The organism is Propionispira raffinosivorans DSM 20765 (assembly GCF_000381065.1).
In the GTDB taxonomy this organism is placed as follows: domain Bacteria; phylum Bacillota; class Negativicutes; order Selenomonadales; family Selenomonadaceae; genus Propionispira; species Propionispira raffinosivorans.
Genome location: NZ_KB905848.1, coordinates 42,639 through 68,291, shown reverse-complemented (window position 1 = coordinate 68,291; position 25,653 = coordinate 42,639). Strand labels below are relative to the sequence as shown.

Below are 25,653 nucleotides of genomic sequence, written 5' to 3'. Positions count from 1 at the left end.
TCAGGTACGTGCCGTAAAAATATAAAAGCCATTGGATTCATTCATCCAATGGCTTTGGTTAATCGTATCAGTGATGCACAAGCATCTTGCAGTCTTTTGCTGTTGCGAAATATTTGCAGTCCGCAGTCCACGTTGATGGTTCGGGGTTTATTTCTTCTGGTACACTCAGCGTATGGACAGTAACCTCTTGAGATTCCTTGAAATCCATAGGGTCAGGTTGTTCTTTCGTGTGTTCTGTAATGCTGACCCCTACTGTTTGTCCTTGATAATGACCACTTTCTGGAATCATAACAAAATGACCGAGAGTTTTTCCGACACGCGTGTACATAAACGATTGACTGATTTTACCTTGCAATTCCATCAAAACATCTCCTTTTATTTTGTTGGACTCTGTGGTTCCAAGTCCATTTTCAGTTTAGTCCGTATAGTGTACAATGTCAATGGACAATTATTCCAAAATTTGTATTTAACTGTTAGGGTGAATTTAGCCCTGATTTTGAAAAGGTGAAAATCATATCTGAATAAAAGAATTATAGTTTTTAGAGGAAAAAACATAGTTATAGCGAAATATTTCATTATTAGTTATTATTAAGGAGATGGTCATATGGTTCAGGGCTATGTTGAATTGTATACGAATATACAGGATTTTGAACAGTATTTACTGACAGGCTCTTGCATTGCTACGATAGATCAAACTAAAGTTGAGAAATATAAAATAATTGTTCCCCGAGAGTATGTTCAGACGACTCTTATGGATACGAATCATGGATATGGTATGAAGCCGGGAGTAATTGTAGATCTTAATATAAAAGTTGAATGAAAAAATTAAAATATTTCTATAGAGTGACTTTCTATTTTAAAATACAGTAAAATAAAATATTTTCTTACTTTATAAAGGAATCTATAATTTGTTTAATGCTGGTTTCTTTTTGCTTTAGGGGTAAATTATTTAGCTGCAAAGCGAGTTCAGGGGAGAGTTTTGCATGTTTAAACAATTCTTTTAATAGGAATTGTTTCCTGTTTTCATCTAATTGGCTTATTTGAACTGTCATATTGTTCAGGCTGTTTAATAAAGCTTCATTTGGTTCGTTTAAGTTCATAATTACATTCCTTCTCTCACCTTAAAGGATAGGGTGAGTTTTTTATTTTTGTAGTAAAAAAATCATTGAAAATACGAAATCAAATAGTTGTAGGTTAAATGACCTAATCATTACAAATGAAAATCAAGATTGCTAAGACATTATCGGATAGTATCCCTTTCTGAATGGAATTGTGATACTATAAAATAGTATATGCTTTTATTCTTGAATTTATATTTTCCACTTGCGTGAGATATAGAAGGCATACTTAAAATTATTCTAACGAAATAAATTGAATTAATAATAGGAATATAATCCTATAATATCACATTGCTTTTTTTTTGTCATTTTATTTAATACAATTAATAGATGGTTGAATGCAGATTTTATATGGTGAAGAAGTTAGATTTATTAGGAGTAATAAGCGTTTTATAGTCTGTTGGGTGAATTAAATAAATTTATTTTATGAAACGTGTATTTATAAACGAAAGCTGCAAGGCTGTAAAATTCTTATTGACATTAAAGATGACTGGTCGTATTATATGGATATAGAGACGTACATAACAGATAATTTATTTCGTAACAAAGAAAGAAGGCACAATGTATGGCGAGAAGATCGAGTGCTGATATGGAGAAAACTCGACAAATTTTATTGGAACAGGGCATTTTATTATTGCAAGAGCATGGTTATAATGCCACAGGTATACAGGAAATTGCGACAGTTGCACAGATACCAAAAGGTTCTTTTTATAATTATTTTTCGAGTAAAGAAGATTTTGCTGTAGACGTTATACGTTACTATGCAAAGAAAACGCTTGGCGAATGGTTGGGGTTTTTAAAAGAAGAAAACGGGAATAATGACACTAGGAAGGCTCTGTACAGTTCATTTTTAGCAGCAACTGAAAAATATCGTTGTGCGACGTTAAAGAAAGGCTGTTTGCTTGGTACATTGGCAGCCGAAATTAGTGAGGCTAGTGAAGGCTGCCGACTTGCGTTGCAAGAGTCAATTAGTGAGTTTAAAACGGTTTTGTCTGAGCAGATTCTTTTAGGACAACAGACTGGTTCTGTGCGAAAAGATATTGAGGCACACCGTTTAGCGGCTTTTGTCTGGGATTCTTGGCAGGGAAGTTTACTTCGAATGAAGGTTATAAAATCAGTTGAGCCGGTTCAGGAGAATTTAGAAATTGTTTTTAATAATTTGCTGCGACCTTAGGCAAAAGACAGGATGCGAAGGCATTAAATAAATTACAGCTAAACTATAAGTCTGCCAGTGCTGGGATATAGAAATTTAAGACAACTTATATAGAAAAAATATCAAGCATGTTTTAGTGGAAAATAAGATGGTTCCAGTAAATCATAGCTAAAGAAAATGAGGATGGTTTATATGAGAAAGAAAAAAGTGTTAATGGTAGTTACAAATATTGATTCAATGAAGGGGGTACATGCTACAGGTTTATGGCTGGAAGAATTTGCTGTACCATATATTGAATTTACGAATGCAGGTTATGAAATTACGGTTGCCAGTCCGTTGGGTGGAAAAAGCCCATTGGATCCAAATAGTCTTGTTGAAGAAATTCCCGCTGCTTGGCAGTCCCTAAAGGAAATTCTTGAAACTACGGAAAATTTATCCGATGCTGTTAAAGATGAATATCAAGCGTTGATTATTCCAGGTGGGCATGGTCCAATGTTTGATCTGGCAACGGATGATCTTTTGGCCAGCACATTACAAGATTTTATGGAAAAAAATAAACTTATTGCCGCTGTATGTCATGGCCCGGCAGCACTGGTTCGGGCAGCTTTAGCTGATGGGACATCCATTTTGGCTGGTAAAAAAGTTACAGGTTTTAGTAATGAAGAAGAAGTTGCCGTACAATTGGATAAATTAGTGCCATTTTTATTGGAAGATCAATTGAAAAAACTGGGGGCAAGTTATAGCAAAAAAGATATGTGGCAGGAATATGTAGTTGTGGATGGCAATTTAATTACTGGGCAAAATCCACAGTCTAGTACCTTGTTTGCAAAAACGATTATTAAAGAGTTAAACGCTTAAACGAAACGTATGATAAAAATTCGAGATAATTGCATATATACAAAAAAAGCATCCTGCTAAATACAGGATGCTTCTTTTTGTATATATTTATGATTGATTTGTGTTTTAAGTTGGTGGAGACGAAGAGGATTGAACTCTCGACCCCCAGATTGCGAACCTGGTGCTCTCCCAGCTGAGCTACGTCCCCGTTGGATAAACTAGAATACTTTTATAGTTTACTCCTGTTTTTGGAAATTTACAAGTTGATTTTGGAAGAAATTTCCGAATTGAAGGTTATTTTTTCTAAGAGAACAGGGTTATTTGTATAGCAAATAAGTTATGGGGCTTTGATTTTTATTGTATTTAAATACTGTCTTGTGATAGGATTTAAATACAATAAAAATCAAAGCCCCCTGCTTCTTATAATAGGTGACTTTTGATGATAGGGTGGAGTATATGTATGAGGTTGATACAAAAAAAGAAATTTATCGGGGCGATTGTCTTGCTTTTGGCTGCTGTTTTAGGAATCATTTATTGGCAAATAAATGAAAAACCAAGTGAACAGCCCAAAATTCAGGATGAAATTACGATTTTAGGAGAAACAGAAGTGTCGCCCGAAAAAATGATCGCCTATATCCAAAAAAAGAATCCGGGAGCAAAACTAAATTGTAGTATTGAAGAACTGGTTTGTCTTTATTATGAAGAAGGTAAAACGGAAGGTGTGCGTGCTGATTTGGCACTTTGCCAAGCTATAAAGGAAACTGGTTGTTTTGCCTATGGCAAAGATGTTATTCCCCAGCAGAATAATTATTGCGGTTTAGGGACGACCGGTGGCGGAGTACAAGGTGCTTTTTTTGTAACACCTCAAGATGGCATACGTGCTCATATCCAACATCTTTTGGCTTATGCAACAACTCGTTCACCGCGAAAAAAACTTGTAGATCCTCGGTATGTATTAATTAAAGACAAACATCCGGAGATTTTTGGCAAGGTAAATACATGGGTCGGTTTAAATGGTAAATGGGCTGTTCCAGGCAAAAATTATGGTCAGGAAATTTTAAGTATGTTAGAGGAAGCAAAACGAATGTAAAAATCGGTCTATGATAGTGAGTTTCATTTCCTAGCATAGACCGATTTTTAATTGTTTTTTATCTCGATGATTACAATTTCAGGAGCAGGTCCTATTCGCACCGGAATTCCCCAAAAGCCGTAGCCGTTTGAAACAATCGTTAACATATTGCCAAACATTTTACTGCCGTAATCTAAGTCATATATTTTTTTTGTAATCATGCGATTCGGAAAAAATTGTCCGGCATGGGTATGACCAGCCAAATAAAGATCGTAACCAGCAGCAGCGGCTTCACGAATTCGCCATGGTTCATGATCTACAAGGATATTAAGAACTTTATTATCTTGTAGAGGAACTTTATTTCTAGGATTGAAAATGAAATCATCTAAACCAATAATTTGGATCATACCTTCAATCAAAACAGATTTGTCTTTCAAAAATTGAATAGTAGGAGCCAGAATTTGTTGTTCTTTGTTTATATCGCCGCCATAATAATCGTGGTTGCCATATACGGCATAGGTTCCCAAGGCAGACTTGATTTTTTTTAGATTTTCATAGCTTTTGTCTTTTAGAACGAATTCAAGATTACCATCAATAATGTCTCCACCTAAAATCACGATATCAGGCTGCATGGTATTGATTTTTTCAGCGAGTTTGTTGCTGAAGTTTTTACCTAAAATAGTTCCGAGATGTATATCACTAATAAAGGCAATACGGATATTTTTAGGTAAAGGCTTGTTCGTAAGCAATGTGGCTTTTCGATAAACTGGATGAAACGCATTCCATGTGCCCAGACTAATAACGACTACAATGAAGAGAAACGATCCAATAGAAAAGTAAGGCAAAACTATTTTCCAATCCATTGCTTGCAGGAATAATAAGCTTACTCCAGAGAAAATAAAATATAGCAGCAAAAATCCCAATGAATAGTAGCAAAAAATAAACCAATAACCGCCAATAATAGATAGCAGTTTCGTTAGTAACCGTGGTAAATGTTTTTCAGCAACGTTTGGCACAACGAAAGTTAAAGGTGCTAGCAAAAAAATAGCGAGTGTCCAGGCAGGTTGTAACAATGATAACCCTTGTCGGTACATAAACCATTCGCCAAGACCTCCTGCCATACCAATTATGCCAATAAATATAAAAAAACTAAAACGATGTTTCATGGATAAACGATCACTCCTTAATAACCAAACTACATTCTTATATTATATAAGTTGCACTAACTATTCCTGGCAACCTTATACGTTAGTCGTAATTTCTTTAATACATTATATATAATAATACTTGGAGTTAACTCTAATGCAAGTGTTTTTCTAAAAGTTTAACTTTTGAATGTTTGCTATAAAGTTATACAACTTTCATTCTTTTAGTTTTACGTAAATTTAATAAAATAATAACACAAAAATCATTATAAAAATGGTAAGCTTTTTATAATAAATAAGGGGGTCTGGAAAATGCGATATTTTAATATGAAACAAATTATTTTACTGGTAGGGACAATTATTCTGATGAGTTTATCAACTCAAGTCTCTTTTGCCAAGGAACAACCGCAATTTTATCATCTTACCATTATCCATACCAATGATTTTCATGATTATGATCCGTATGCTTTGGCTAGAAAAGCAACGCTTATTAAGCAGATACGAGCTGAGGCTGATAATGTTTTGCTTGTAGATGCAGGTGATCTTTATACGCGCGGACCTTATCATAAAATTTTTTATGGTGAGATGGAAATGGCAGCTTATAATGCTATGCACTATGATGCCTGGGAACTTGGCAATAATGAATTTAAAGGCGATCCAGATCCTGTTATTGCAGATCAGAAACTTTATAATTTGGTAAAGCAGGCACAGTTTCCTACCTTATGTTCCAGTATTAAAACAGCGGATGATCAATACTTGCCAGGTGTAAAACCTTATACGATAAAACATATACAAGGCTTAAACATTGGCATTTTGGGTGTTTCATCAATAAAGGTGAAAAACTATCCACAGGCAGTCAATAAGGTGGTTGAAAATCCAGTAGAAGCAGCTCAAAAATTACTGCCTGAAGTGCAAGCCCAATCAGATATTCAGATTATTTTATCACATGCGGGCTTGTCTGCTGATGTACAGATGGATATGAAGTTAGCGGATCGTGGTGTTGCATTGATTATTGGTGCAGATGACCATTATGTTATAAGCCAACCTATTTATCGTACAGGCGGAATTCCTATTGTGCAAGCAGGCGGCGAGGATAATATATATTTGGGACGAGTAGACTTAACCTTCGAAAAGAAAGAAGGGAAATGGGTATTGATTGAGCATAAAGGTCGACTGTATCCAATTACCAAGGATATTTCGCTGGAACCAAATATCAAAGCGATTATTGATCGTTATCTATCCAGTACAAAAAAACAGGCAGCAGCTTAGTCAGAATTTTTTTATAAAGTAAATTTTATGCAAAGATGATACTCAGCTTATGTAAATACTACTTGGAAGATTGCCGATGGAATTAGTATATGTCTAAATATTAGTATATATATTTTTTTCCACTTTCTAATTTTGGGCCTAAAGTTTTTAAACGGTGCAACAGAATTGATATGAATCCATTTCCACATCGGCCAATTTGCTTTCGTTATAGTCCATTTACGCATATTTGGTGTAAAAAGTTCTTCCTCAGTTAAAAGCTCAATCCAATCACACCAAGCATTTACGCTATTTTTAAATAAAAGACGCAATTCGTCAAGAGAATGTTCTTCATATTTTGTATAAAAAGATTGATAGAGTAATCCAAGCTGATTCCATTTATATTCCGGGGATGGAGTAATAACCAGTTTACCGTCTAGTTCACTTTGTTCCCATTCCATAATTAAATTTAACCAGCCTATTTGATAGGCAAGCATTTCTTGTGGGGTCTTATCAACTTCTTCAATATGTAAGGTGAATTTTTCGGCAGGGACAGTATCAAATTCTTGATCAAATAGGTGATAACTCTTTTTTATTTCGACGAGTAATTCTTCTTTGTTTTGATAGTTCACGGTAATACCTCTTTTCGTGTAGGTTATTTTAAATCGTTTTTTTATGTTATAAGAAAGATTCGTTAAAATAGAAATAACTCACTAAGGGCAATGCCAGTTTATAAAAGAAATTTTATAATGTCAATGTATTTGTCGCAAAGAGATATGGGAAACTTGTTCCTTATAAGAAGCCATTCATTGTAATTTTTATCTAATTGTGATAAAAAAGAATAAGGTTGAAAATAAAGATCAGAATGTGTATAATGAGGAAAATGTATTGGTATACTTGGCCATGAGAAAAGATATAGTTTATAACTTTGGACAGAGAATCGGTGATTTGGTGTGAACCGAAGAGAGTTTAAGCTGTTCCGCTTTTTGAGCTATCGATGATGAATCGAAGGGACATGCCCTTTATAGCATGTTTGAGTGGTCAGACTAGATGCTGGCAATTTGGGTGGCAACGCGGACTCCTTCCGTCCCATATAATAAAATTATATGGTCGGGGGGAGTATTTTTTTACAAAATAGATAAATTTAGGAGGGAAACATATGATAGATATAAAAATTTTACGAAACAATCCAGAATTGGTAAAGAACAATATTAAGAAAAAATTTCAATATGATAAATTACAATTGGTTGATGAAATCATTGAATTGGATCGACAATTTCGTGAAGCTAAAGGTCGCGCAGATTTTCTTAGAAGTCAGAGAAATTCTATAAGTCGAGAAATTGGTATACTTATGGAGCAAAGTCAAAGAACTGTAGTCGAACAAAAAAAAATAAAAGTTGCGGCTGTCACAGAAGAAATGCAACATTTGAAAATACAACAAGAAACACTTTTTGATCAAATCCAGGGTAAAATGTTAAAAATCCCCAATATCATTGATTCATCGGTCCCTATAGGTCGAGATGATAGTGAAAATATAGAAATTGAACGTTTTGGTGAGCCTACTGTGCCTGACTTTGAAGTTCCATACCATGTGGATATAATGGAGAAACGGAATGGTATTGACCTTGATAGTGCAAGAAAAGTAAGTGGAACTGGATTTTATTATCTCTGTGGTGATGTCGCGCGATTACACTCAGCGATTCTTTCTTATGCGAGAGATTTTATGATTGATAGAGGTTTTACCTATTATATTCCGCCATTTATGATACGTAGCAATGTAGTAGCTGGCGTAATGAGCTTTTCTGAAATGGAAAATATGATGTATAAAATTGAAGGTGAAGACTTATATTTGGTTGGTACTAGTGAACATTCCATGATTGGGAAATTTATGGATACAATTTTAGGTGAAGAACAACTCCCACAGACTTTAACGAGTTATTCTCCCTGCTTTCGAAAAGAAGTTGGTTCTCATGGGATTGAAGAACGTGGTGTATATAGAATTCATCAGTTTGAAAAACAAGAAATGATTGTTGTCTGTAAACCAGAAGAGAGTTTTTGTTGGTTTGAAACACTATATAAAAATACAGTTGATCTTTTTCGCTCTTTGGATATCCCAGTACGTACTGTAGAATGTTGTTCTGGTGATTTGGCAGATTTAAAAATAAAAAGTGTTGATGTAGAAGCATGGTCTCCACGGCAACAAAAGTATTTTGAAGTTGGAAGTTGTTCTAATTTGGGTGATGCACAAGCACGCCGGCTTGGTATTCGTATTAAAAACAAGACAAATGAAAAATATTTCCCGCATACTCTGAATAACACGGTTGTTGCACCACCACGTATGTTGATTGCATTTTTGGAAAATAATCTGGAGGCAGATGGGAACATTAAGATACCACAACCTTTAAGAATGTATATGGGAGGAAAAGCGAGTATTTAAAAACTCAGAGTTTAGGTTTTAAATTCAGTGAATAAAAGAACAGGGGATATTTTAAATTGTTGAGTAGAGGCATGTTCATAGTAGTATAAATACATTAGTTTGAAGAGCAAATGTATTTGCTGCAGAACACAATTTATGGAGGTGATAGGATGAATGCGAAACAAATTCAACAGGCTGTTAATGAGATAGCTGCCTTTCTGGCGGTGAGAGATCTTGATAATTTAGATTATCAAGCTTTAGAAAAGGTCGCTGGCTTAAAAAAAGTCGATGTATTGGTGTTACTAGGAAACTCTATTCCCTATACGATTCAATGTGCAGCAACTGCATATAAAAATAACCTATGTGATCGAATTCTCATTAATGGCGGCATTGGACATTCAACTGAAATATTAAGACAACAGATAAGAAAAAATGAAAAATTTGCTGATATTGAAGTTGCAAATCGAGCCGAAGGCGATATGTTTTTTGATATTATGACTAAATTTTATCATATTCCTGCGGATAAGATTCTAGTGGAAAATAAATCTACAAATTGTGGCGATAATGCATTCAAAGCAATTGCGCTTTTAGATCAATTAAATATAAAATACAGAGCACTCCTTTTAATCCAAGATCCTACGATGCAGCTCAGAACCTATGCATCTTTTTTGAAATACACGGAGAATCAATACGTGCAAATTCTAAACTATGCACCCTTTGTTCCAGTTGTAGATCATAACTTAAAACTGATAAATAAAGACATTAATGGGATTTGGAATGAACAAAGATATTTAGAGCTCATTATGGGGGAGATACCAAGATTGAAAGATGATATGAATGGTTATGGTCCTTGTGGAAAAAATTACATTGTCCATGTTGATGTGCCGCAGCAAATAGAAGCGCAGTATCATAAGTTGAAATCATTTTTCAATGAGGATCTATCGGAGCGGAGTACATTCTAGGTTTCGTGATATTTTGATTGATGTGATTTGAATTTCATATAAAATAAAAAACGTAAAAATGTGATATAGATTGGCAATCAAAAGCCCTACCTATATCATTTTTTTTACTTGAAATAAGAGCATTAAAGGGTTATAATTGTATAAAATTTAATTGTTTTTGTATAAAATGTAAATATGTAAGTTTTGCTGCTTGCTAATATTGCGATAGCGAATCATTGAGATGATTTAAGTGTGCAAATGTTAGAAGCTTTATAAGGCGACTGGACTAACTTATATTGTTGGGTTTAGCCGTCTGTTTTTGTGCAACAGAAAATGTAAATATTTATAAAAACTTCTAGAGCTGAATTATTTACGAATACGATAATTCGATAGACGTGTTATATCGATGAATAAAAGGAGACTAATTATACCTTTAGAGTATGGCTCATTCATGTATCAGGAACATTTTAACAGTGCAGTATCTACGATACATATTGATTAAATTAAGAGCTTTGTGAAATGCTGAAAAGAAACAGCAACTTGAAAATAATGAAAGCGGTGACACTATGAAACGTATGGATAAAATTTATCAATATATACAAGAACGATCCAAGGCTTATTCAAGCGAAGAGATCCAAGGCAGGATTGGTGTTGAAGCTGCTGAGATTTCGCAAGCGTTGCAGATTATGCGAAGTAATGTCAGTCGTGAACTTAATAACTTGTATCGAGATGGGAAAATCCTTAAGTTTTCTGGACGTCCTGTTTTATATTTTGATAGAGAAATATTTGAACAGACCAAGGGCGTGACATTACCTCTTGAAATTGAAGAATTAGCTACAGTTGAAAGTGGTGTAACCTCTGCTAAAAAACTTACCATACAAAAAAGTGGATTTGATTGTTTAATTGGTTCGGATGGCAGCTTGAAAAAACAAATTGAACAAGCTAAGGCAGCGATTTTGTATCCGCCTCATGGTTTACATACGCTGATTGTCGGACAGACGGGTGTGGGGAAAACCTTGTTTGCCCATATGATGTATGAATATGGTAAAACAATCGGGAAATTCAGTGAGCAATCTCCGTTTATTATTTTTAACTGTGCGGATTATTATAACAACCCTCAGTTGTTAATTTCACATATCTTTGGTCATATAAAAGGAGCCTTTACCGGTGCTGACAGTGCGAAACCTGGTTTGGTGGAATCCGCAGATAATGGAATATTATTTCTTGATGAAATTCATCGTTTACCCCCTGAGGGGCAGGAAATGCTGTTTTATTTTATGGATACAGGAACTTTTAATCGATTGGGCGAAACAACGCGAAGTCGTCAAGCAACAGTCCTCATTATTGGAGCGACAACAGAAAATCCTGATTCTGCTCTTACCAAGACATTTATCCGTCGTATCCCCAGCATCATAAAAATCCAACCTTTAGCAGACCGATCTATGGAGGAAAAACTTGATATCATTAAATTGTTACTGGCAAATGAGGTTCATTCGATTCAAAAAACGGTAAAGATTAGCGTTGAAGCATTAAAAGCGTTGATTGGTAACATCGGCGTTGGTAATGTCGGACAGATGAAGTCCAATATCAAATTGTTATGTGCTCAAGCTTTTTTGAATGGCATTGATAATCCGAATTATATAGAAATTGACTTTAAACTTCTGCCGGCTTCTATAAAATCCGGCTTATTGGCACTTAGCTCGAATCGGCGAGAATTGGCTCTTGTGAGTCAATATATTAACGAAGCTTTATTTATCTCGCCAAACGACCAAAAACTTCCGATGGAAGAAACAGAAGATACATCGTTTAATTTGTACCATCTCGTCGATAAAAAAATCAAGGCACTTAAAAGTGAAAATATTCAAAGTGCAGTCATTAAACAGATTATTGCCGCAGATGTTAATGCTTATATAAAATCATTTTGCAATCAACAAGAGGATTTTAATATGTCCGTGCAGGATCGTTTGCTAAAAATCATTGATTATGATTTAATCGATTTTACCGAAGAGATTGCCACGATCGTTCAAAAACACTTAAAAATAAGTTCACTAGATCGTTTCTTATATGCTTTTAGTCTTCACTTAAGCGTATTTTTTAAGCGAATCAAATCGCAGCAGCCACTGTCAAGTCATGCAATTGAAGGTACCGTAGGTAAAGATACGGAAGAATTTCATTTGGCGATGGAAATTAAACAAAAAATTGAAGAATACTATCATATAATGGTCCCTCCGGCAGAAATTGAATACTTTGCAATGTTGCTTAATTCTCTAAAAGAAGAAGATGATGATGAAAAAATCATTATCATTGTGGTTATGCATGGGGTTCATACGGCTACTTCTATGACGGATGTAGCACAGAAGCTTTTGAATGTGCAGTTGAAAAATTTAATTGTTTTTGATATGCCAATCGAGGTACAGCCACAGGTTATATTTAGTAAAATAATGGAACGTCTCCAAACTATGAATTGCCATAAAGGGATTTTATTATTAGCTGATATGGGGTCAATTATTAATTTTGGTCCGATGATCACAGAACAACTTAAAATCCCCGTTAAAATGCTGGATATGGTTTCTACACCGTTGGTATTAGAAGCTATACGCAAAGCTGATGTAGCGGGTATTAGTTTGAATGCGGTTTATGACTCGCTCAACAATTTCAAAGGCTATGAAAGCAGTGCGGATGATTTGCCCGCAGAACACGTTAAACAGCCCGAGGTCATTGTTACGATTTGTGCATCAGGCAAAGGGACAGCCGAAAAACTGCAAAAAATTCTAGAAAATATCTTGCCGACGATTACGCCGCGGCCAATCAAAGTACTACCAGTCGGACTTTATAAAGTACAGGAATCCATAGAGGGAATATCCAAAGAATATCGTATCATCGCAATTGTAGGTGCGGCAAATCCAAAATGTGATATTCCCTTTATACCATTAGAACAGGTAATTGATGGTGAAGTTGAAAATATTTTACGAACGTTGATTGGTATTGGTGGTTCACGCCAGGTACCTCCCAATAAACACTTGGTTTTACGTAGCTTTTGTGAAGAAAGTTTAGTAGAAATGCTTACCTATTTAAATCCGGCTAAGATTCTTGACACACTATTGAAGTTTGACAGCTTATTAGAATCTCACTTGGGGTATCCATTAACAAATCCGCAACGCATTCGTCTGTTGGTTCATTGCGGGTGTGCTTTGGAAAGAATGATCATGAAAACAGGGCTATCTTACGATGAAGAAGAATATCCACCGATTAACACGCAAAAATTACAGTGTGTCAATATGGCTGCAGAGGTATTCGAGAAAACGATTAAGATTGTTTTAACCAGAGATGAAAAGGCATTTATTGCTTCCATGATATAAAAATATTATTTTTTATAGCGATATGTCAATAGTATTTGTTTAGGCTATTTTTAGTATGTTGTAATCTCGTATATAGAATGTCACGATTGCATTTAGTGTGTCATTTTATAAACAGAGTATTAAGACAACATGCTGAAAATAGCCTTTTTTTATTCTGACACACAAATTGGCATGGCACTTGCATTAATAAAGAGTGTACGTTATTTTAAATCTTTTATAACAAATTGAAGTTTGTTTTGAAAGATATATAGGAGGCTGCTTTATGTTAGCAATCATTATCGGAACACATGGCTATTTTGCTGAAGAACTTTTGAAAACGGCTGAAATGATTTTTGGTCCAACAAGTAATGTAAAGGCCATTCATCTCATTCCAGGGAAAGGGGTGGAAGATTTAGTTAAAGAATACAAACAGGCTATTGTTGACATGGATACGACAGACGGAGTCATTTTTCTAAATGATCTGTTTGGCGGCAGTCCGTATAATGCAGCTTGTCGTGTTGCAATGGAGTCGGATGATTATGGTATTGCTGCAGGTGTAAATCTTCCTATGCTAATTGATATGTTGAGCTTGCAATCGCTAGCTGAAAAAACATCAATAGTGGAAGTCACAAATAGGGCGATTGCTGCCGGACATTCCGGTTTGAATTCTTTTCATCGTACATTACTAACTGAGCAGGTTGAAGATGAACTCTAAATTAAGATAATCAAAAAGCAGCCCCCAAAATTTCATGTGGAATTTTAAGTAAGATTTTTAAGCGGAGGTCAAAAAAAATGAAAATCAGTTTTGTTAGAATCGATGATCGTTTGATTCATGGACAAGTGGCTACGGTATGGGTAAAAGCGTATGATTGTAACCGTATTATGTGCTGTAGTGATGAAGTAGCTAAAGATGAACTAAGAAAGCAACTTGTATTACAAGTTACGCCGCCTGGGCTTAAGGCGTATATTCTTCCTATTCAAAAAGCGATTGAAGCTTTTAACAATCCCAAATATGATAGCTTCAATACATTTTTTCTGTTTACGAATCCCACCGATGTATTGCGAATGGTAGAAGCTGGCATTCCTTTTGAGAGTGTAAATCTTGGTGGTATGCGGTATGTTGATGGGAAAACCCAGATATCTCAAGCAGTTTCTGTTAATGAACAGGATATCGCAGCTTTGAAAAAGCTTGACGAAAAAGGAGTTAAACTCGAACTGCGCCAACTCGCTAAAGATCCTAAAGTAAATGTCATAGAAAAATTAAAATCTATGAATTTATGATACTTAAACAAAAAAAGAAGGAGCGATTTTCATGACAACTGGAACTCTTATTTTATTAATTATTGTTGCTGCAATTTCCGGTATGGGAAGCGTGCTGGATGAGGCACAGACGCATCGCCCGCTGATATCTTGCACATTGGTAGGTCTTGTCCTTGGTGATATGACAACTGGTATTATTTTAGGTGGTACTTTAGAAATGTTAGCGCTTGGCTGGATGAATGTTGGTGCCGCCATGGCGCCTGATGCCGCATTGGCTAGTGTTATATCGGCTATTCTTGTCATTGTTGGTCATCAATCCATTGGTGCCGGTATTGCTGTTGCTATACCACTCGCAGCAGCGGGGCAGGTATTGACTATTTTTGTTCGAACTATTACCGTATTTTTTCAACATCTTGCTGATAAATATGCAGCGGAAGGCAGTACTCGCGGTATTGAAATGTGCCATTTTCTGGGACTTTTACTGCAGGGTATCCGTGTTGCTGTACCAGCCGCACTTGTTGGTATGGTAGCGGGAACGGATACAGTCAATGCACTTTTGGCATCGATCCCTGAAGTAATCACGCGTGGACTGCAAGTATCCGGTGGGTTTATCGTTGTAGTCGGATATGCAATGGTTATTAATATGATGAACGCTAAATCGTTGATGCCATTTTTCTTTCTAGGTTTCTTACTAGCCGTTTTTACAAACATCAATTTAATTGGATTTGGAGCCGTTGGTTTAATTTGTGCTTATTTCCATGTAAAGTCACTTGCTCGTGAGCTAAACTCGAGTGCAGGCGGCGACAATACAATCGATGACTCAGATTTAATGTAATTATTTAAGGAGGATGTATCATGGCTGAAAAAAAATTAACGAAAAGTGATTTAGTTTCTATATTTATTCGTTCCAACTTTTTATTGGGTTCTTTCAATTTTGAAAGAATGCAGGCTATCGGATTTTGTGTTTCAATGATCCCAGCACTGAAAAAACTTTATAAAGGTCAAGAATTGAAAGATGCATTAAAACGTCATCTTGAATTTTTTAACACACAGCCGTTTCTGGCAACACCGATTATGGGAATTATAGCTGCGATGGAAGAGCAAAAAGCAAATGGTGCTGACATCAGTGAAGGTGCTATTAGCGGCGTGAAAATCGGTCTGATCGGTCCGCTTGCTGGTGTTGGTGATCCGATTTTTTGGGGCACACTGCGTCCGGTACTGGCAGCGCTTGGAGCCGGTATTGCTTTAACTGGTAGCTTAATGGGACCATTGATTTTCTTTATTGCCTTTAATGTAATTCGTTTGGCAACCAACTGGTATGGCGTTATGTATGGTTATTCAAAAGGAACACAGCTCGTTACAGATATGGGTGGTAATAAGCTTAGGTATTTAACAGAAGGATCTTCGGTTCTCGGACTTTTAGTTATGGGGGCACTTGTTGCAAAATGGACGACAGTGAATATGCCCTTTGTGCTCTCTACCTATGTTGCCAGCGATGGCAAACAAGTGGTGACTACGATTCAAACGGTACTGGATAGCTTAATGCCTAGTATTGTTCCGCTCTTAATGACATTTATCTGCATGTACCTTCTTAAAAAAGGATTGAATCCGCTTGTAATCATTTTAGGATTATTTGTTATCGGTATTGCAGGTTATGCTGTAGGTTTATTCGCATAATTGATTACTACTTGCTAAAAAATGCATCTTTACTTATTGGTAAAGATGCATTTTTTGTAAGAACTTTTAAAAATTTTATATTGCAAATTCTTATTTTAAGTCATTAATTCGCCATTTCACTACGAATACGGGCAAATTCTTTACCTGCTTTCTTTCCGTATAAAACATAGTATAGAACAATGCAAGCTAAGGCAATGATAGCCGTTAGCATATATATTCCAGGAAAACCGATCATAGGTCTTAAAAAGCCCAAGAGAAACGGACCTACACCCAAACCAAAATCAAGAGCCACAAAATAAGTTGATGTAGCAATACCCATGCGATGGGCTGGTGATAACTTGACACAGACGGCTTGTCCATTGGACATGAAAGTGCCATACCCTAAACCAACAAAAGCACCGGAGAGTAACATTAAAAAACTGCTTTGTGCCTGACTTAACATATATAAACCAATCGCTAAAAAAATATAGCATGGATACAAAACGAAATTTTCACCTTTTCTATCAAATAAAATACCGGTAAATGGTCGTGAAACCGTAATGACGAGAGCATAAACAACAAAGTAAAATGTACCGGCTCCTACAAGATTTATTTCTTGAGAATAAGCTGCTAAAAAGCTCAGAACGCTGGAATAACAAAGTCCCATAAATACACCGACGCTAGCAATAGACAAAACATTTAACTCGATAAAATTACTGATTTTATACTCGTGCATTTGTGCCGCTTGCTGCGGTGTAAGTTTAATTTCGGTAATATCCAGAAAGAAGCATACCAGAACGCAAAGACCCAATAAAACAGCACAAAAAATGAAAATGGATGTAAAATCAAAATGCTGATTGAGAAACATCCCTAAAAATGGCCCCATGGCAGCGGCTATACTTGTACTTAAGCCATAATAATTAATTCCTTCACCACGACGTTCTGTAGGAATAATATTCGCGATGATTGTACTTGTTGCCGTAGAAGCAATACCATAGCCGATGCCGCTGAAAAAACGAATAACATATAAAATCATTAAGCTATTGGCACCAAAATAAAAAAGCGTAGTCAGAAAATAAAAAAACATGCCGGCATAAAGCATTTTTTTTCGCCCAACCGTTTCAATCGATCGTCCTGCTAATAAACGAGCTAAAAGAGTGCCAAGAATAAAAATACCGGAAGCCAATCCAGCTTCACTGAGGGAAGCATGTAAATTATTCGTTGCAAATACTGTTATAATAACCATTAATAAATAATATACCAAATAAATGAAAAAATTAACAATTGTATCAATCAGAAAATTTTTTGTCCACAAACTAGCTTTAACCATTTTTAAAATCACCCTTATATAAATTTTTCAACAATATGCTTGAACGGGCTCGCTTTTATTTGAACCTTATCGGGCATTAGAGAATCCATATAATCTATTGTCTTCTCTATAGGCATTTACTATATACCCAATTTATGCCTTTGTATAACAAAATAAATAGATAACTGTTATAAGTAAAACTAATCTATCCACACTTATAGCAGTTATCTATTTATAGTATTTTTCTCCGCTGAAACATAGTTATACAGTTTTTGTTGAAAACTTAACAAAAGTCGCGATTTAAATTAATGATATAATCAATGAACACCTGCATTGTTTTACTTTTTGGATTTTCTTTTTTATATAAAAGATAAGCTTTTAATTGCAAAGATGATTCCATTTCATAATAACCGTCTTCAATTTGCAACGCTCGTAAGAGCCTTTCCGGTAGTAAAGCACCAGCCGGATTTTGTTGACAGTAATGAACAATAGCATATGGTGTAGCTAAACGTGCAGCAGCCGGCAATATTTTACGGCTGTGCTGAAAATATTTTTCAATAATCCCATTCATAAAAGAGTGTGAAGGGTATTGAACTAGCGGCAAAGCTTCCATTTGCTGCAAGCTCACGGCATTTTTTATTTTTGGAATATTAGGTGCATAGTAAACTACGTCATCGAGACGAAATAGAACTTTTTCATAATTTTTTACAACAAGATCTGTTCGTAAAAACGTAGAAACAATATCAATACGATCATCATTCAAGGAAGTCAGAAGATCTTCTTCTTCCATATTATAAACTGTAATTAAGATATTTGAATTATTCTCATGAAAATATGAAATATGTTGATTCATCAGTACATCACCGAGTGATGTCAATACACCGATTTTTAATTCCAATGGTTTTTCACCATTTAAGTGCTGGACATCATAGATCGCTTCCGCCAGCATGGGCATTATCTGGCTGAGCTTTTTAAAAAAGAATTCACCTTCTGGTGTTAATTTGCTGCCGCGATTGGAACGACTGATCAAATTTACGTTAAGCAGGGTTTCTAGATTTTTCATCTGAAAACTAAATGCTGATTGTGTAATATTCGCTTGTTTAGCCGCCAATGTAAAATTACCCACGCGACCATAAATCATAAAATTTTCTAATTGTTGACTACTTGGAATATTACTCATTTTTAAATCTCCATCATCTATATAAATCGATTGGCAACAGTATGTAATTATTATTATTTTACACACGAATAGGTATGATACATAATACTGTATCATACCTATTAAAAAATGAAAAGCTTAATGCAGTGAGAGGGCGATAGTTGTTATTGATAAAATTAATGTAATTCATTTATTTATTTTATTATACATTTTTTTTACTCCTTGCTATACTATTGTTATACCATTAATAAAAAACACCAAAAAATCTTGTAGGTGCAGACGGATGTTAAGCTGTGCTTTAATCAAAAATCAGTTTGGAAATGAAGAAAGAAGTGGACCTGTATGTTTAAGAAAGCAACATTAAAAACTCTTTTTAAATTGTGGGACAAAGGTAGTTTTTCTGTCGTATTTTGGGATGGAGAAGAAGTGTGTTATGGTAGTGAAAAACCTGTATTTAAAATAATATTTCATCAAGCACCAAAATTAAATGATGTGAAAAAAAACCTTATACTTACGTTGGGCGAAGCCTATATGGATGGAGTTATTGATTTTGAAGGATCGCTTGACGATGTCATTGCAACGATGTTCAAAAATAACGGGAATGAAGCGAAAGCGGATTTTCATCTAAAAGATTTGGCGCATCAGTTAAAAGAAATTGACGAAGCAATAGAAAGTAAAAATATACATAAGCACTATGATTTAGGAAACGATTTTTTTGCCTTATGGCTTGATAAAACGATGTCTTACTCCTGTGCTTATTTTAAGACTGAAAAAGATACACTCGAGCAAGCACAACTGCAAAAAATTGATCATAGCTTAAAAAAATTAAATTTAAACTCAAATGAACATCTTTTAGATATTGGCTGTGGCTGGGGCTGGCTTGCTATTCGTGCAGCTCAACAATATAAAGTTCACGCAACTGGCATTACGCTCAGTAAAGAACAATACGAAGGTGCTCGGTCTCGTGTGCATGAACTTGGGTTAGAGGAACTGGTTGATATTCGTTTAGCAAATTACATGGATATGGATCCGAAGCAAGAACAGTTTGACAAAATCGTCAGCATTGGTATGTTTGAACATGTAGGGAAAAAATATTTACCACTTTATTTTTCTAAAGTGAATGCATTGCTCAAAGATAAGGGCACATTCCTTTTGCATTCCATTATGGCAAATTTTGAATCGCCGACAAATTCATGGATAAAAACATATATTTTCCCAGGCGGCTATGTGCCAACCTTGCGTGAAACCATGCAGCTTTTTCCAGAGTTTGATTTTCATGTGTTGCACACGGAAAGTTTGCGTCTTCATTACGCAAAAACATTGGATTTTTGGAATGCTAATTTCCAGAAAAAAATTCCGGAAGTGCGAAAACTATATGATGAACGCTTCATTCGTATGTGGGAACTTTATTTATCCGGCTGTGCTTCAGCTTTTCGTACGGGGGGAATCGATATTTATCAATGTCTCTTAACAAAAGGGATTGATAATAATATTCCTATGATGGCTGACTATATGTATAAATGAACGAAAAATTTAACTAAGTTTATCAATTTGTCACAAAGAGGACTATATAAGGGCGTCGTTTGCTTTTTGCGTAACGCTGCTCAAGAATATAGTCCTCTTTTTAAGTTGTATTATAACATGCTTATGGCATGTTAATTCATAAGTAAAGGCGGGAGATTTGAATAAATTCGTTTGTTGTTTCGATTAAATTCAAATTTATTACAAATGGAGGAGTACGAGATGGAACGTTTAGGAGCTTTAAGTGCAAAATATGAAAGTAATAATAATCCGGCGAGGGTGTCGCAGTCGAATGGAGATGGCGGCGGGTGGTCTTATGGAATATATCAGTTTGCCAGTGCCGCAGGAGTTGTGCAGAATTTTATACATTGGTTATGTCAGCATGAAGTACCGTATGACGAATATGGCAGACAACTAGCTTCAGCTGGAGATCCGTCCAGTGATCAGTCTTTCGTAGATAAGTGGGAAGATATTGGAAATACGGATGCAGATGGCTTTGCAATGCTGCAGGATGAATATGTAAAACCGCAGTATTATGATGCTGGTGCAGAAAAATTAATCGAATGGTATAATTTTGATATTAGCCAGCACAGTAATGCGTTGCAACAAGTTTTATTTAGTAATTGCATCCAGCATGGTACTTACTATGGAGCTCAAGTATTTGGTGATGCCGCAAAATTCGTTGAAAAGGACTTAAATAGTATGAATGAAGCGGATATTATCAACTTTATTTATGAAGTGAAATTAACAGACATGTCTTGGTCAAGTGGCAGTCCTCAATTGCGACCAGGTCTCTTTGCTCGGTGGAAAAATGAGAGAGAAGATGCTCTAGTTTTATTAAACAAGCAAACATAGTCAGATATTTTTGTTTGCTTAGGCTGTAAATAGTTGTGCTAGGAAATAAGCTGCTCCGGCGGCGATACCGCCAATTAAGGTCGTTTGCAGAGCACTGAGCCAAGGTTTATTCCCGATAAATTGTCCTTTGCAATAGCCGAAGAAAAACAACGTCAATAATGTAATGACAACAGAAAGGCGAAGTGCATCCTGACTACTGGAAAGCATCATGTAAGGCAATAACGGGATAATACCGCTGGCTGCATAGGCACCTGCAATCGTTGCCGCGCTTTTTAAAGCTCGTTTTGGGTCCGGTTTTTCTAATCCAAGTTCAAATTTCATCATAAAATCAACCATGGTTTCCGGTTTTTTCTTCAAAGCGTCAACAATGGGGCGACTTGTTTCTTGCGAAATATGATAGGAATTAAAAATATCAATAATTTCTTGTTCTTCATCTGCAAGGCGGGAGTGCAGTTCACACTGTTCCCGCTTTCTTTCGCTAATATAATGTTCAACTTCACTACGGGCTGCCAAAAAACCGCCGAGTCCCATAGAAATAGAACCAGCCGCAATTTCAGCAAGTCCGGCTGTGACGACAATGCCTGTTCCAGCAACGGCACCAGATAGTCCTGCTGCAAGGGCAAAAGGGACTGTTAAGCCATCTGACATGCCAATGACAAGATCTTTGACTATGTCAGATGCCATAAAATGATTTTCTTTATGAATCGTTTGCAATGTTAGTCACTCCTTTCAAAAGCCAAAGGAAGGGATTTTCCTTATTGTCTTAATGATACTCTTTTTTTCATAATGTTAACAGATGCGTATTTGAAATAAACTCGTAATACGAAGCTTGGCAGGTTTTAGGGTTGTTTTTATACTCTGGCGGTTTTGATAGTCACATGTACTTCTTACACCGTACGATTGTTAAGATATTTTTACATACAATTAACAATTAATTAATAATGATTGGCTTATATCATGCTATACTTTTAAGAGTTTACAAGAATAAGTTTTGCAAGACGTTGAGATATGAGATACATTCATCGTATTGCAAAAGCAAGCTTAATTCCAAAGACTATAGTTAGGTGCAAGCTTTACGTATTATAAAAAAACGGAAGGTGTGATATTTATGTTTAAATTTCAAAAAAACCTACTAATAACAACGGTGATGCTCATTATGGTGATGTTCACAAGCTCTATGGCAAGTGCTGCCGGGCAAGTATTAACGCAAGGAAAATGGGCGCCTGCTACACGGACAGCTATGCAAAAATTTATTGATACGTATGGTACGAAGAGTTCAAATTATAACGCAGGAAAGAAACCTTATGTAGTGTTTGACTGGGATAATACTTCCATTATGAATGATACGGAAGAGGCCTTATTTATGTATCAGATTCAAAACTTGGTCTTTAAATTAAAACCAGAAGAATTTGGCAAGATTGTTACAAAAAACGTTCCGCAAGGTTCATTTAATAAAGAGTACAATAATATGGCAGGGCAAGCCGTAACGCTTGAAGCAGTGAATAATGATTTAATAAGAGATTACACTTTTATTTATAATAATTATGCTGGCATGCAGGGGAAAATGAGTTTGGAAGATATCCAAAAAACAGATCAATTTATGGATTTTCGTGCTAAAATGTGGTATATCTATCAAGCGATTGATGATAAATATACCAGTAAAATAAGTTATACATGGGTGCTCTATTTCTTTGAAAATATGACCACAGATGAAGTAACAGCTCTCACTGAAAAATCAAATGATTATAATTTAGGACAGGCTATTCGCAAGGAAACTTGGTTGAGTCCAGATACTTTACCAGGGGAAGCTGGTGTTGTGGGCGTTTCCCATACAACGGGTCTTCGTTTAACGGAAGAAATTGGGGATTTAATGAGTACGTTGCGCTCGAATGGTTTTGACGTTTATGTATGTACCGCATCATTGGAAGATGTGGTAGCTGTGTTTGCCACCAATCCGAAATATGGTTATAATGTGGCACGGGAAAATGTGATCGGTATGCAGCTTGAAAAGACCAATAATGTATATCAAGATTCTTACAAAAAAGGGTTGGTACCAACTGGCGAACATGGAAAGACTCTTGGTATCCAACGTGTAGTAGCTGATAAACGCGGTTATGGACCAATCATGGTTGCCGGTGACAGCTCAGGGGATTATAATATGATGACTGAATTTCCTGATATCAAACGCGTATTGCTGGTGAATCGTCTAAAAAGCGGCAGCTTTGGCAAACTTTGTGCCGAAGCAGCAGCTACAATGGGAAATCCTAATGCTAAATTTGTTCTGCAGGGGCGCAATGAAAATTTAGGCCTATGGAACCCGAGTGAAGAAGTTATCAAATTGGGCAAAAATACAGGAGCATTACTTGCTAAATAAATCTTATAACATTTACAAAATTATTACAGTAAAAAGTCTGCAAAGATTCCAACCTGAATCTGCAGGCTTTTTTTGTATTCAAGCAGCAAGCATAGTAAATCGGGTGGAAGGGGATTTTGAAAGTCGATTTGACTTTGGGTACATAAAGCTGTAATCTATATTTGAAAATTTATTTGTAAAAAAAGGACTATATAGAAAATGCATTAAAGACATTCCATCCAGTCTATTAGTCTGCCAGGAAGGGGTATAGGGCATCGTTTGCTTCCTACGTAACGCCACTCAACCCTATACCCCATTCTTGACGATTGCCATATAAAATGTTTAATGCGTTCTATATAGTTTACTAAATTTTTAAAATGATAGTATGGGTATTTTAATATACTAAAATACATTGAGTCGATTTACTGTGAAACTATGGGAGGCATAAGGTTTGCGAAATAAAGAAGAGAAAACGATGCTGGAGGTTATTGAACCAGACTATATGGCAGAGTTTTCTTGTATTGGGCTGCTTTGCCCGGATACCTGCTGCAGGGGCTGGGATATTGTGATAGATGAAGCTACTTGCGAGCGCTATGAAAAAAGTCATAATGCGGAGTTTAAAGCGATGATCTCGCGTGCGATTGTACACCGAAAAGAAGAGACGGATGAAGGGGAAAAAGATGTTGCCTGTATTCGAATGGGCAAGGGAAAGCGCTGTCTGTTTTTATGTAACGATGGTCTATGCATGATTCAGCGAAAAACAGAAGAAACAAATTTATCAGAAACCTGTCGTACATACCCGCGTGTGATTTATATCTGGAATGAAGAATATGCTGAGCGGTCTCTGTGTGTATCATGTCCTGCGGTCGCACGATTGATTTTGGAACGCAAAGAGCCGTTGCGTTTCGTAACCAAAAAAATTGCTGTTGCTGAACTCGATGGATTGCGTATCACAGACAAAAATCAACGGCTGGAAACGGATTGTCTGCCTTTGCGACGTTTCCTGATCCAAGTTTTGCAGGATCGAAAGTTGTCGCTGGAAAGACGAATAGAACTTGCAAATGAATTTTTTTGGCAGGCAGGTGGTCTTTCAGGACATCATGCAGAAAAGAAATTTCATCATTTGGTCGACGTTTATCAACAAAAGTTAAAAATAGCTGAAACAATACGATCGCAGGACGTGTCTGCTGTGATCAACAATACTTTAATTGTGCACCAGCTTGATGGTATACGACAGTTATTTTTCCAGCGGTTGCAAAACCCGGAACTTCGCCCGTCTTTTCGCCAGCAGTTGGAAACAGTTTTATCACATTGGCAGCTTAATGAAGAATCACAGATTTCTCAAAACAGTGTGCAGCAATACATAGAAGATAAAGAGTTTTACCGACTGTTTTTCCTGCCCCAATATAGTGGCCTTTTGGAAAACTATCTGGTGAATGAAGTGTTTAAAAACATTTTTATTACAGAAGAAGGCGCTCTGTTTTATGTTGAATGGTTCCGGCTGCTTGTCCAGTTTGTTATTGTGAAGGCACTGCTAATGTCAGCCTTGATAGAAGATCCGGAGGCTCTAGTGCAGGAACACATTATCGAGTGTATACGGCAAACGAGCCGCGTTATTGGTCACGATGGACTTTATTTGCAGCAAGTGATGAGCCAACTATCTGCGAATCAATTGGAGGAAGCGGCGCAGCTGCAAGACTTTTGTAATCGATTGCTAAGTGGAAATACCTTGGACATAAAATAAATTTCAAATTGAACGATTTTAGAGAAAACCTTTAAAAGATCCGGTGCAGTCGAAATGCTGTTCCGGATCTTTTGGATTGAATTTTAATTTGTAAAATTTTAACGAATAGGCTTGACTATAACATTGATGTTATACTTTATACTAAGAATCAGCCAGAAAAGAGGGGGCATATCTTGTATATTAAAGAATTAGCTAAAAATACCGGTGCCAGTATAAGGTCGCTGCGGCATTATGAAGAGGTTGGTCTGCTCACAGCCGGACGTATGCCGAATGGTTATCGAATATACGATGAAACAGCAATTGATACGGTGAAAAAAATTCAACTGTATTTAAACTTGGGGCTAGGGACAGCTCAAATTAGGGAGATTATGGGCTGTCCGACCCTAAAACAGTTAGATCGACCGCTTTGTATGGAAGCATATGTCTTGTATCAAAAAAAACTGGCGGAAGTGCAGAAACAAATTGATCTTTTGCAAGCGGTAGCCTATCGTTTGCAAGAGAAACTGGATGAGTTTGAACAGAAAAGTTGAGAAC

At 36.1% G+C, this 25,653-nt stretch carries 24 protein-coding genes and 1 tRNA gene; 17 read left to right on the top strand and 8 right to left on the bottom strand.

Annotated elements, in window-relative coordinates:
• Positions 1-67 precede the first annotated feature (67 nt).
• The gene (locus F606_RS0109520) at positions 68-361 is read right to left on the bottom strand and encodes a hypothetical protein (protein ID WP_019553659.1); all 294 of its coding nucleotides are present in this window, start codon (positions 359-361) and stop codon (positions 68-70) included.
• Positions 362-604: 243 nt separating this feature from the next.
• Between F606_RS0109520 and F606_RS0109515 the strand changes: the two genes are divergently transcribed.
• A complete protein-coding gene (locus F606_RS0109515) occupies positions 605-820 on the top strand; it encodes a hypothetical protein (RefSeq protein WP_019553658.1) in 216 nt (71 codons plus the stop codon).
• A 64-nt stretch (positions 821-884) separates the two neighbouring features.
• Here the strand turns inward: F606_RS0109515 and F606_RS0109510 are convergent, their stop codons facing one another.
• Positions 885-1,100 (bottom strand): hypothetical protein, encoded by a 216-nt coding sequence (locus F606_RS0109510; protein ID WP_019553657.1) that lies wholly within the window; start codon positions 1,098-1,100, stop codon positions 885-887.
• A 583-nt stretch (positions 1,101-1,683) separates the two neighbouring features.
• Here F606_RS0109510 and F606_RS0109505 point away from each other — a divergent pair.
• Both F606_RS0109505 and F606_RS0109500 read left to right on the top strand, forming a co-directional pair.
• Positions 1,684-2,292 (top strand): TetR family transcriptional regulator C-terminal domain-containing protein, encoded by a 609-nt coding sequence (locus tag F606_RS0109505; RefSeq protein WP_019553656.1) that lies wholly within the window; start codon positions 1,684-1,686, stop codon positions 2,290-2,292.
• A 171-nt stretch (positions 2,293-2,463) separates the two neighbouring features.
• A complete protein-coding gene (locus F606_RS0109500) occupies positions 2,464-3,129 on the top strand; it encodes a type 1 glutamine amidotransferase domain-containing protein (RefSeq protein WP_019553655.1) in 666 nt (221 codons plus the stop codon).
• 111 nt (positions 3,130-3,240) lie between these two features.
• Here F606_RS0109500 and F606_RS0109495 read toward each other — a convergent pair.
• Positions 3,241-3,316 (bottom strand) — tRNA-Ala (locus tag F606_RS0109495).
• A gap of 252 nt (positions 3,317-3,568) precedes the next feature.
• Between F606_RS0109495 and F606_RS20915 the strand changes: the two genes are divergently transcribed.
• Positions 3,569-4,198, top strand: coding sequence for a glucosaminidase domain-containing protein (locus F606_RS20915; RefSeq protein WP_019553654.1), 630 nt, complete (start codon positions 3,569-3,571; stop codon positions 4,196-4,198).
• 47 nt (positions 4,199-4,245) lie between these two features.
• Here F606_RS20915 and F606_RS20910 read toward each other — a convergent pair whose 3' ends face one another.
• On the bottom strand, positions 4,246-5,343 hold the full coding sequence (locus F606_RS20910) for a metallophosphoesterase (RefSeq protein ID WP_019553653.1): 1,098 nt from the start codon (positions 5,341-5,343) through the stop codon (positions 4,246-4,248).
• A gap of 291 nt (positions 5,344-5,634) precedes the next feature.
• Between F606_RS20910 and F606_RS0109480 the strand changes: the two genes are divergently transcribed.
• Positions 5,635-6,591 (top strand): bifunctional metallophosphatase/5'-nucleotidase, encoded by a 957-nt coding sequence (locus F606_RS0109480; protein WP_019553652.1) that lies wholly within the window; start codon positions 5,635-5,637, stop codon positions 6,589-6,591.
• 47 nt (positions 6,592-6,638) lie between these two features.
• Here F606_RS0109480 and F606_RS20905 read toward each other — a convergent pair whose 3' ends face one another.
• A complete protein-coding gene (locus F606_RS20905) occupies positions 6,639-7,199 on the bottom strand; it encodes a ClbS/DfsB family four-helix bundle protein (protein WP_019553651.1) in 561 nt (186 codons plus the stop codon).
• A gap of 527 nt (positions 7,200-7,726) precedes the next feature.
• Here F606_RS20905 and serS point away from each other — a divergent pair.
• The 7 genes from serS to manZ all read left to right on the top strand — a co-directional run bounded on the left by serS (position 7,727) and on the right by manZ (position 16,199).
• A complete protein-coding gene (gene serS / locus F606_RS0109470) occupies positions 7,727-9,004 on the top strand; it encodes a serine--tRNA ligase (protein WP_019553650.1) in 1,278 nt (425 codons plus the stop codon).
• Positions 9,005-9,153: 149 nt separating this feature from the next.
• Entirely contained in the window at positions 9,154-9,945 is a 792-nt protein-coding gene (locus F606_RS0109465; protein WP_019553649.1) for a YdcF family protein, read from the top strand.
• A 545-nt stretch (positions 9,946-10,490) separates the two neighbouring features.
• Complete coding sequence (locus F606_RS0109460) at positions 10,491-13,283, top strand: sigma-54-dependent transcriptional regulator (protein ID WP_019553648.1); 2,793 nt, start codon at positions 10,491-10,493, stop codon at positions 13,281-13,283.
• A gap of 262 nt (positions 13,284-13,545) precedes the next feature.
• A complete protein-coding gene (locus F606_RS0109455; RefSeq protein ID WP_019553647.1) occupies positions 13,546-13,977 on the top strand; it encodes a PTS sugar transporter subunit IIA in 432 nt (143 codons plus the stop codon).
• A gap of 77 nt (positions 13,978-14,054) precedes the next feature.
• The gene (locus tag F606_RS0109450) at positions 14,055-14,543 is read left to right on the top strand and encodes a PTS sugar transporter subunit IIB (protein ID WP_019553646.1); all 489 of its coding nucleotides are present in this window, start codon (positions 14,055-14,057) and stop codon (positions 14,541-14,543) included.
• A 31-nt stretch (positions 14,544-14,574) separates the two neighbouring features.
• Positions 14,575-15,357, top strand: a complete 783-nt coding sequence (locus F606_RS0109445) for a PTS mannose/fructose/sorbose transporter subunit IIC (protein ID WP_019553645.1) — start codon at positions 14,575-14,577, stop codon at positions 15,355-15,357.
• Positions 15,358-15,377: 20 nt separating this feature from the next.
• Complete coding sequence (gene manZ / locus F606_RS0109440) at positions 15,378-16,199, top strand: PTS mannose transporter subunit IID (RefSeq protein WP_019553644.1); 822 nt, start codon at positions 15,378-15,380, stop codon at positions 16,197-16,199.
• Between the two features lie 103 nt (positions 16,200-16,302).
• On the opposite strand, the gene F606_RS0109435 is transcribed toward manZ, so the two are convergent.
• The gene (locus F606_RS0109435) at positions 16,303-17,508 is read right to left on the bottom strand and encodes an MFS transporter (protein WP_019553643.1); all 1,206 of its coding nucleotides are present in this window, start codon (positions 17,506-17,508) and stop codon (positions 16,303-16,305) included.
• A gap of 262 nt (positions 17,509-17,770) precedes the next feature.
• A complete protein-coding gene (locus tag F606_RS0109430) occupies positions 17,771-18,667 on the bottom strand; it encodes a LysR family transcriptional regulator (RefSeq protein ID WP_019553642.1) in 897 nt (298 codons plus the stop codon).
• 321 nt (positions 18,668-18,988) lie between these two features.
• Between F606_RS0109430 and F606_RS0109425 the strand changes: the two genes are divergently transcribed.
• Entirely contained in the window at positions 18,989-20,170 is a 1,182-nt protein-coding gene (locus tag F606_RS0109425; RefSeq protein ID WP_019553641.1) for an SAM-dependent methyltransferase, read from the top strand.
• Positions 20,171-20,389: 219 nt separating this feature from the next.
• Positions 20,390-21,022: a VgrG-related protein gene (locus F606_RS0109420; protein WP_019553640.1), complete on the top strand. Its 633-nt coding sequence runs from the start codon at positions 20,390-20,392 to the stop codon at positions 21,020-21,022.
• Positions 21,023-21,040: 18 nt separating this feature from the next.
• Here F606_RS0109420 and F606_RS0109415 read toward each other — a convergent pair whose 3' ends face one another.
• Entirely contained in the window at positions 21,041-21,736 is a 696-nt protein-coding gene (locus tag F606_RS0109415) for a VIT1/CCC1 transporter family protein (RefSeq protein WP_019553639.1), read from the bottom strand.
• Positions 21,737-22,130: 394 nt separating this feature from the next.
• Here F606_RS0109415 and F606_RS0109410 point away from each other — a divergent pair, with 394 nt between their 5' ends.
• The 3 genes from F606_RS0109410 to F606_RS0109395 all read left to right on the top strand — a co-directional run bounded on the left by F606_RS0109410 (position 22,131) and on the right by F606_RS0109395 (position 25,649).
• A complete protein-coding gene (locus F606_RS0109410) occupies positions 22,131-23,396 on the top strand; it encodes an HAD family hydrolase (RefSeq protein ID WP_019553638.1) in 1,266 nt (421 codons plus the stop codon).
• Between the two features lie 430 nt (positions 23,397-23,826).
• Positions 23,827-25,119, top strand: a complete 1,293-nt coding sequence (gene fliB / locus F606_RS22300) for a flagellin lysine-N-methylase (protein ID WP_019553636.1) — start codon at positions 23,827-23,829, stop codon at positions 25,117-25,119.
• Positions 25,120-25,292: 173 nt separating this feature from the next.
• Positions 25,293-25,649, top strand: coding sequence for a MerR family transcriptional regulator (locus F606_RS0109395; RefSeq protein WP_019553635.1), 357 nt, complete (start codon positions 25,293-25,295; stop codon positions 25,647-25,649).
• The last annotated feature ends 4 nt before the right edge of the window (positions 25,650-25,653 follow it).

Coding starts and splice junctions, on each gene's coding strand:
- F606_RS0109515 (WP_019553658.1), top strand. CDS start 605: ATGGTTCAGGGCTATGTTGAATTGTATACGAATATACAGGATTTTGAA.
- F606_RS0109510 (WP_019553657.1), bottom strand. CDS start 1,100: ATGAACTTAAACGAACCAAATGAAGCTTTATTAAACAGCCTGAACAAT.
- F606_RS0109430 (WP_019553642.1), bottom strand. CDS start 18,667: ATGAGTAATATTCCAAGTAGTCAACAATTAGAAAATTTTATGATTTAT.
- F606_RS0109450 (WP_019553646.1), top strand. CDS start 14,055: ATGAAAATCAGTTTTGTTAGAATCGATGATCGTTTGATTCATGGACAA.
- manZ (WP_019553644.1), top strand. CDS start 15,378: ATGGCTGAAAAAAAATTAACGAAAAGTGATTTAGTTTCTATATTTATT.
- F606_RS0109480 (WP_019553652.1), top strand. CDS start 5,635: ATGCGATATTTTAATATGAAACAAATTATTTTACTGGTAGGGACAATT.
- F606_RS20915 (WP_019553654.1), top strand. CDS start 3,569: ATGAGGTTGATACAAAAAAAGAAATTTATCGGGGCGATTGTCTTGCTT.
- F606_RS0109505 (WP_019553656.1), top strand. CDS start 1,684: ATGGCGAGAAGATCGAGTGCTGATATGGAGAAAACTCGACAAATTTTA.
- F606_RS0109520 (WP_019553659.1), bottom strand. CDS start 361: ATGGAATTGCAAGGTAAAATCAGTCAATCGTTTATGTACACGCGTGTC.
- serS (WP_019553650.1), top strand. CDS start 7,727: ATGATAGATATAAAAATTTTACGAAACAATCCAGAATTGGTAAAGAAC.
- F606_RS0109500 (WP_019553655.1), top strand. CDS start 2,464: ATGAGAAAGAAAAAAGTGTTAATGGTAGTTACAAATATTGATTCAATG.
- F606_RS0109445 (WP_019553645.1), top strand. CDS start 14,575: ATGACAACTGGAACTCTTATTTTATTAATTATTGTTGCTGCAATTTCC.
- F606_RS0109420 (WP_019553640.1), top strand. CDS start 20,390: ATGGAACGTTTAGGAGCTTTAAGTGCAAAATATGAAAGTAATAATAAT.
- F606_RS20910 (WP_019553653.1), bottom strand. CDS start 5,343: ATGAAACATCGTTTTAGTTTTTTTATATTTATTGGCATAATTGGTATG.
- F606_RS0109410 (WP_019553638.1), top strand. CDS start 22,131: ATGTTTAAATTTCAAAAAAACCTACTAATAACAACGGTGATGCTCATT.
- F606_RS0109455 (WP_019553647.1), top strand. CDS start 13,546: ATGTTAGCAATCATTATCGGAACACATGGCTATTTTGCTGAAGAACTT.
- F606_RS0109465 (WP_019553649.1), top strand. CDS start 9,154: ATGAATGCGAAACAAATTCAACAGGCTGTTAATGAGATAGCTGCCTTT.
- F606_RS0109435 (WP_019553643.1), bottom strand. CDS start 17,508: ATGGTTAAAGCTAGTTTGTGGACAAAAAATTTTCTGATTGATACAATT.
- F606_RS0109460 (WP_019553648.1), top strand. CDS start 10,491: ATGAAACGTATGGATAAAATTTATCAATATATACAAGAACGATCCAAG.
- F606_RS0109425 (WP_019553641.1), top strand. CDS start 18,989: ATGTTTAAGAAAGCAACATTAAAAACTCTTTTTAAATTGTGGGACAAA.